This window comes from Amphibacillus indicireducens, assembly GCF_039539605.1.
In the GTDB taxonomy this organism is placed as follows: domain Bacteria; phylum Bacillota; class Bacilli; order Bacillales; family Amphibacillaceae; genus Amphibacillus; species Amphibacillus indicireducens.
Genome location: NZ_BAABDL010000097.1, coordinates 1 through 7,064, shown reverse-complemented (window position 1 = coordinate 7,064; position 7,064 = coordinate 1). Strand labels below are relative to the sequence as shown.

The following is a 7,064-nucleotide window of genomic DNA, read 5'->3' as shown; positions in this document are numbered from 1 at the left end:
ATAACATTAATGTAATATTAAGGGGTCGTTTTTTCGATATTTATCACGAAGAATTTTTACTCTTCATAGCTGAAGCTACGACTCCCTAAGAGTTGATCAGTTATTGATTACTTAATAATCAAACCAAGCAATGTTGACAGTTGTTGAGCTTGAAATGAGTTCACAAGACAACCTTGCAAATCTTCTGTTCTTACAGTTAAATGATCAAATTCTGATTGACTTAAATCAATTCCTTTCAATGCTGTATTTGATAAGTTGGCTCCAGTTAATTCGCACTGGTTAAAGTAAACTTTTAACCATTTACTATGATAGAAATCTACTTCTGTTAAAATAGATTCATTATATTCGACATGCTTTTTCGAACTATAACCCATTCCGGCAAATCGTAAATTGCAATGATTAAATTGAACATTTTGCAAACGTGCATCTGTCATCATAAGACCGGTTAACTGACAGTTGTTAAATTCAACACGTTGCATCGTTGCCTCATCCAAATTGGCAAGTGATAAGTCACAAGATTCAAATTGCACATCACGCAAGTAAATTTTTTCAAAACTGACATCTTTAAATGTGACATTTTTAAAAATAACATTAATAAATTCCGCGCCTTGGACATCAAGGTCAGAAATCAGACATTTTTCGATGATCATACCTTCTAAATAAGGATGATGCTGATCAAAGCTTTGATTGAAATTTGAATGGATGTTTTCAACAGTAATTACTGGCTTACTTACTTTATTCAATGATCTTACTCCTCTTATCTTTGATTATCTATGATTAATTATACACTGCTTATTCAAGAAAAACTTAAAACAGATAACTCTAATTTTTTTAAAAATCACTAGAGATTATCTGTTTTTAAATTTAAGACTGATAATAAATTAGCATTCTTTCACAATTGAAATCCCTGCACTAGCACCGATTCGTGTTGCGCCTGCCTCTATCATTGCTAGAGCCGTTTTTTTATCTCTGATCCCGCCAGATGCCTTGACACCGATGTCAGATCCAACCGCTTCTCTCATTAAAGTAATATCATCGACTGTTGCTCCACCCGTTGAAAAGCCTGTCGACGTTTTTACAAAATCAGCACCTGCTGCAACAGCTAACTGGCAAGCTCTCACTTTCTCTTGATTCGTTAGTAAACTTGTTTCAATAATTACTTTTACAAGTGCTTTACCTGACGCCGCATCGACGACCGCTTTAATATCCGCTTCAACTAACGCATCATTTTTGTCTTTTAATGCGCCAATATTGATGACCATATCTACTTCAGTTGCACCATTATCAATCGCATTTTTTGTTTCAAAAGCTTTTGTTTCAGGCGTTGATGCTCCTAATGGAAAGCCAATTACCGTACAAACAGCAACATCAACTTCTTGTAATTGTTCACTTGCAAGTTTAACCCACGTAGGATTAACACAAACGGAGAAAAAATTATGTTCACTTGCTTCTTGACATAAAATGATCATTTCATTGCGTGTTGCATCTGCCTTTAAGATGGTATGATCAATGTATTTCGCTAAATCTTGACTCATGTTTATTCCTCTCCCCTATTCATTTTTAAGATCATCAGCTAGAAAAGCACCTGGTAATAAATCTCTCACAGTTGTCTGATTTAAATCACCATTGAGATTCGTTAAGGTTACAGGCATATCCCCTGAGCAAAGCTCGCTCATCACTTGACGACAGGCACCACACGGCGGAACAGGTCGTGGTGAATCTGCAACAACAACGATTGCATTGAAGTCCCTCTCGCCAACTGCATAGGCACTAAACAAGGCTGTCCGTTCAGCACAGTTACACAGCGAATAAGCGGCATTCTCAATATTGCAACCATGAAAAATAGCTCCACTTTTAGTTTGTAAAGCTGCCCCTACTTTAAAATTTGAATAAGGAGTATAGGCCATTTCTCGTGCTTTCTTTGCTTCGATAATGAGTTGTTCAAGCATGTTACAGTGAGCCTCCTTAGCTACTTTAATCTTGTTAAAATCTCTTTCACTAGTGCAATAAATGTTTCACGAACACTTTCCGTCGTCTCAATTACTTCTTCATGACTCAATACTTCATCAAGTATCCCTGCAGCCATGTTTGAAATACATGAAAGTCCTAAAATCTCTAAACCGACATGCCTAGCAACAATGACCTCTGGGACGGTCGACATACCAACAGCGTCACCACCAAATGCTTGCAACATCCTAACTTCTGCAGGGGTCTCATACGTTGGTCCAGTATTCCAGACGTAGACGCCTTCTTTTAAGTCGATCGATAAATCAGTCGCAACTTGTTGTGCGAGTTTTTGTAAATCAGGCGTGTAGGCTGTCGACAGATCTGGAAAACGAACACCTTGCTGATCGTCATTCGGCCCAATTAGTGGGTTTTGTCCCGTATTGTTAATGTGGTCAGTTATCAGCATGAGATCACCCGGCTTAAATGCCTCATTCACCCCACCAGCTGCATTTGTGACAAATAACTTTTCAATCCCAATTGCTTTCATCACTCGAACTGGAAATGTGACTGAATCTAACCCATAACCTTCATAATAGTGAAAGCGTCCTTGCATCGCGACAACAGCCACACCATTTAATTCACCCGCAACAAGTTGTCCTGCATGTCCCGCAACAGTTGATCTCGGAAATCCAGGTATATCTTGATACGGAATCCGAACCGGTTGGCTAATTTGATCAGCAAGTACGCCTAACCCTGAGCCTAGAATTAAACCTACTGTCGGCTTGATCTTTAGTTGATCTTGTAAAAATTCTTTCGCCTGATTGAGTTGATTATGATCCATCAGTACACGTCCTCTCCTAATTGATTTCCTTTAAAAAACTCTCCCCATGTTCTGGTCGCTTGACATTGAAATTATCAGCAATTGTTGCGCCAACGTCAGCAAATGTTTTTCGGATTGGTAGCTCTTGACCCGACTTGATTCCAGTATGGTAAACAATCAGTGGCACATACTCACGCGTATGATCTGTCCCATGATGTGTGGGATCGTTGCCGTGATCTGCAGTAATGATTAGTAAATCATCTTCACGTAATTTATCCAAAACTGCTGGGAGTTGCTGGTCAAAAGTTTCCAGTGCTTTTGCGTAGCCTTTAGGATCACGGCGATGACCATATTTAGCATCAAAATCGACAAGGTTTAAAAAATTTAGCCCGTGGAAATCTTGACCCATCGACTCAATCAACTTGTCCATCCCGTCATCATTATCAAGTGTTCGAATCGATTCAGTCACACCTTCCCCGTCAAAAATATCAGTAATTTTCCCTAAAGCAACGACATCCAAGTTTGCATCTTTCAATTCATTCATCACAGTCCGACCGAATGGCTTTAAAGCATAGTCATGGCGGTTCGATGTTCGCTCAAAGGCGCCTACTTCACCAACAAACGGACGTGCAATCACTCGCCCAACCATATATTTTTCATTTTTCGTTAATTCGCGTGCGATCTCACAAATTTGATATAATTCTTCGAGTGGCACGACCTCCTCATGTGCGGCAATTTGTAAAACAGAATCTGCCGATGTATAAACAATTAAGTCGCCCGTCTCGATGTGTTTTTCACCAAGCTCAACAATAATTTCCGTACCTGAAGCTGGTTTATTACCAAGAATTCCGCGACCTGTTTTTTCCGTTAATTCCGCTAATAGTTCTTTGGGAAAACCATCAGGGAATGTTTGAAATGGTTGATCAATCTGAAGGCCCATCAGCTCCCAATGACCTGTCATTGTGTCTTTCCCAACAGAGGCTTCTTCCATTTTTGTATAATGCGCTAAAGGCTGCTCAGCTTTTTCAATTCCTTTAATCTGGCGAATGTTACCCAAGCCTAAACCAGCCATTGTTGGCATCTTCAAGCCACCAACATAGTTGGCAATATGCCCAAGTGTATCTGCCCCAACATCATCGAAATCTGCTGCATCTGGTGCTTCACCAATCCCAACTGAATCTAATATAAGTAAAAATATCCGGTTAAACCGCGTCTTCATTTTTGTGCCTCCTACAAGCTCTGTCGTTATTAAATCTATTTTAAATCATTTGATAGATTAAAGGTTTTTGCTTCACTTCTTCAATTTGAATTTGAAATGCTGCTTGGATTTTTTCAGAAATGGTGCCGTTTTGTTGATCATTACTATGAATGACCGCTAATGTATCACCATGTTCAACAAAGTCACCAACCTTTTTCGCTAGCACAATTCCTACCGCTAGATCGATTTCAGCATCCTTTGTCGCTCGACCTGCTCCAAGCATACTTGCCGCAATTCCGATCTGATCAGCAATAATCTCTGACACATAACCGGTTTGACTCGCTTTAACTGCTACTTGAACGTTCGCTTGTGGTAATCGATCCGGTTGATCGACAACTGTCGGATCGCCACCTTGTGCTTCAATAAATTGTTTTAATTTAGCAATTGCGTCACCATTTTTAATCGCAACTAGCAACTTTTCACGTGCTTGTTCGATTGAACCTGCTTTTTTTGCTAAAAAAACCATCTGACTAGCTAAGGTCAAACTTAATTCTGTTAAATCTGCTGGCCCTTCACCTTTCAATGTCGCAATTGCTTCTTTAACCTCTAATGCATTCCCAACAGCAAAACCTAGTGGCTGACTCATATCCGAGATAATCGCCATCGTCTCCCTGCCAGCACCATTACCAATCTCGACCATCGCCTCAGCTAGTGCCTTGGCATCATCAAGCTCTTTCATGAAAGCTCCTGAACCTGTTTTAACATCAAGCACAATTGCATCAGCACCAGAGGCAATTTTTTTACTCATAATTGAGCTTGCGATCAATGGGATCGCATTCACTGTTGCAGTCACATCCCTTAGTGCATAAAGTTTTTGGTCAGCTGGTGTCAAATTGCCACTCTGGCCAATCACGGCCACTTTATTTTTATTAACAAGTTTGATAAAATCTGAGCTCGCTAATTCAACGTTAAAGCCAGGAATCGCTTCAAGTTTGTCCAACGTACCACCAGTATGGCCTAACCCGCGCCCTGACATTTTAGCAACTGGTACACCAACAGCAGCGACTAAAGGGGCGATAATTAATGTCGTACTATCACCAACACCTCCAGTTGAATGCTTATCCACTTTAATCCCTTCGATGGCTGAAAGATCAATTTGATCACCTGAGGCGACCATTGCCTCTGTTAGATAAATTCTTTCTTCTGTTGTCATCCCTTGAAAATAAATCGCCATCATCATCGATGCCATTTGATAATCTGGAATATGATCATTCGTATATTGATCGATCATAAAATCAATTTCATCTTTAGTTAAAATAAGACCATCACGCTTTTTAGCAATCAGATCGACCATTCTCATGCGTCGGTCACCCTTTCATTATTTAAGTGAAACGACTAGTTTTTAAAAAACCGCTTCACAATTAGTATAAACGATTTCACAGCAAAAATAATAATTACTTTTATTATATGGTTAGAAACAGGTGTGAATCAAGAGAAGTCATTCCCTAAAACCACTTTCTGATTGATTATTCACTTAAAAAAACTTAAAATAAGCTTATCAATGATTTTAAATAGACATAAAAAGAGGTGGGATAACAACAATGAAAAAATTTCTCGTCATAATATTTGCCAGTTTCTTTTTAATTGGCTGTCAATCAAATGACAACCCAGGAGATGACCAAACAGAGCAAGATAACGATGTCGAACAAGTTGATGGGACAGAAGATGTAGATGAAACAGAGCAAGATGATGTTGAGGATTTATCTGAAACTGATGAAAGCTCTGATGATGGATCTGTAGATGAAGAAGAACCTACAGAACCTGAAGCATCTGAAGATGATGAAACAGAGGCTAACGGTGGATCTACTGGCTTCAGTCCAGATGATGCTATTTTGCTCGTGCAAGAGTTTATCCAAGGGACAGGCTCTGATATTGGTCTCAATTATTCAGTTGATGGGACTGATGATCAAGGGAATTACCGAATTCAAGTATTTGAAGTCGTTGATCATGGTGATGGTGAAACACATACGGCCACATATGGTTGGTATTTAGTTGATCCTGAGACTGGTGAAATAACTGATTTATTTGCCGAATAAGAACGATCAATTTTTGATAGACAACTCGAACGGAAACTAACAATCCGTTCGAGTTTTTTCATGACAAGGGGATTGTTCAAGTCGATTATCTAGGTGTATAATTGTGCTAGATGTACAATTTTTTTGAATCTAGTTAATGAAATGGAGTGATTCAAATGGATTTCTCACCTTATAATGATTTTGGTGATCCAATGTTTGACTTATTTAATGTACTTTTCGTTATTGTTTTCTTAATTATATTGAGCGTTTTTGTTGTAGGTATTGTTCAGAATTTTAAGCAACGAAATAGAGATGATGCTTCTCCAGTCCTAGATGTCGAGGCGAAACTAGTAACTAAACGAACAGATGTCGGTCGCCATCATACTGGTGAGAACCATGTCCATAGTCCATCACACACGACATACTATGCGACTTTTGAAGTGCAAAGCAAAGATCGCCTAGAATTTGTCGTGACTGGAACAGAGTATGGGCAACTTGTCGAAAATGACACGGGCAAGCTTACTTTTCAAGGCTCGCGTTATTTGAGCTTTGATAGAAACACGTAAATGATACTTTTAAAAATAGGATGCTGATCTCAGCATCCTATTTTTTTACCCACATTAATCGCATCCTCTTTAATGACATAATAAAGGGGATGAGTATGGGCTATTCGTTACTTGATAGCGGATTTTCAAACATGACTGGGAACGATTAGAGGCTATTCGTTACCGGATAGTAGATTTTTAAACATGACTGGGAACGATTAGAGGCTATTCGTTACCGGATAGCGGATTTTCAAACATGACTGGGAACGATTAGAGGCTATTCGTTAGCTAGTAGTCTGGATCGATGAACGATCTCTAACGATTACCAATATTCCAGTTTACCAAATATTCCTATAAAAATTAAAGGGACTATTCAAAAAATCGTCTTTTCTTATAAATTAAGGGTTATTTAGTGTCTACTGAACAAATACTATTCTTCTAAAATAGTCTGTCTTAGAGTGGGAATAATCAATTTTAAT

Annotated in this window: 8 protein-coding genes; 2 read left to right on the top strand and 6 right to left on the bottom strand. The window is 38.9% G+C overall.

Annotation, left to right across the window (positions count from 1 at the left end; all coding sequences use genetic code 11):
* Positions 1 to 107: 107 nt before the first annotated feature.
* From ABD814_RS09210 to ABD814_RS09185, 6 genes are all read right to left on the bottom strand, one after another.
* On the bottom strand, positions 108 to 743 hold the full coding sequence (locus tag ABD814_RS09210; protein ID WP_344912478.1) for a pentapeptide repeat-containing protein: 636 nt from the start codon (positions 741 to 743) through the stop codon (positions 108 to 110).
* Between the two features lie 138 nt (positions 744 to 881).
* Positions 882 to 1,535 (bottom strand): deoxyribose-phosphate aldolase, encoded by a 654-nt coding sequence (gene deoC / locus ABD814_RS09205; RefSeq protein ID WP_344912476.1) that lies wholly within the window; start codon positions 1,533 to 1,535, stop codon positions 882 to 884.
* Positions 1,536 to 1,550: 15 nt separating this feature from the next.
* Positions 1,551 to 1,979 (bottom strand): cytidine deaminase, encoded by a 429-nt coding sequence (cdd, locus tag ABD814_RS09200; RefSeq protein ID WP_486303628.1) that lies wholly within the window; start codon positions 1,977 to 1,979, stop codon positions 1,551 to 1,553.
* Positions 1,970 to 2,788, bottom strand: coding sequence for a purine-nucleoside phosphorylase (locus ABD814_RS09195; protein ID WP_344912472.1), 819 nt, complete (start codon positions 2,786 to 2,788; stop codon positions 1,970 to 1,972). Before ABD814_RS09195 ends, cdd begins: the two co-directional genes overlap by 10 nt.
* 16 nt (positions 2,789 to 2,804) lie before the next feature.
* Positions 2,805 to 3,986: a phosphopentomutase gene (deoB, locus tag ABD814_RS09190; RefSeq protein ID WP_344912470.1), complete on the bottom strand. Its 1,182-nt coding sequence runs from the start codon at positions 3,984 to 3,986 to the stop codon at positions 2,805 to 2,807.
* A gap of 40 nt (positions 3,987 to 4,026) precedes the next feature.
* Positions 4,027 to 5,325, bottom strand: coding sequence for a pyrimidine-nucleoside phosphorylase (locus ABD814_RS09185; protein WP_344912468.1), 1,299 nt, complete (start codon positions 5,323 to 5,325; stop codon positions 4,027 to 4,029).
* Positions 5,326 to 5,566: 241 nt separating this feature from the next.
* On the opposite strand from ABD814_RS09185, the gene ABD814_RS09180 reads away from it, so the two are divergent.
* Both ABD814_RS09180 and ABD814_RS09175 read left to right on the top strand, forming a co-directional pair.
* Positions 5,567 to 6,061, top strand: coding sequence for a hypothetical protein (locus tag ABD814_RS09180; protein ID WP_344912466.1), 495 nt, complete (start codon positions 5,567 to 5,569; stop codon positions 6,059 to 6,061).
* A gap of 155 nt (positions 6,062 to 6,216) precedes the next feature.
* On the top strand, positions 6,217 to 6,606 hold the full coding sequence (locus ABD814_RS09175) for a DUF2500 domain-containing protein (protein WP_344912464.1): 390 nt from the start codon (positions 6,217 to 6,219) through the stop codon (positions 6,604 to 6,606).
* Positions 6,607 to 7,064 lie beyond the last annotated feature (458 nt).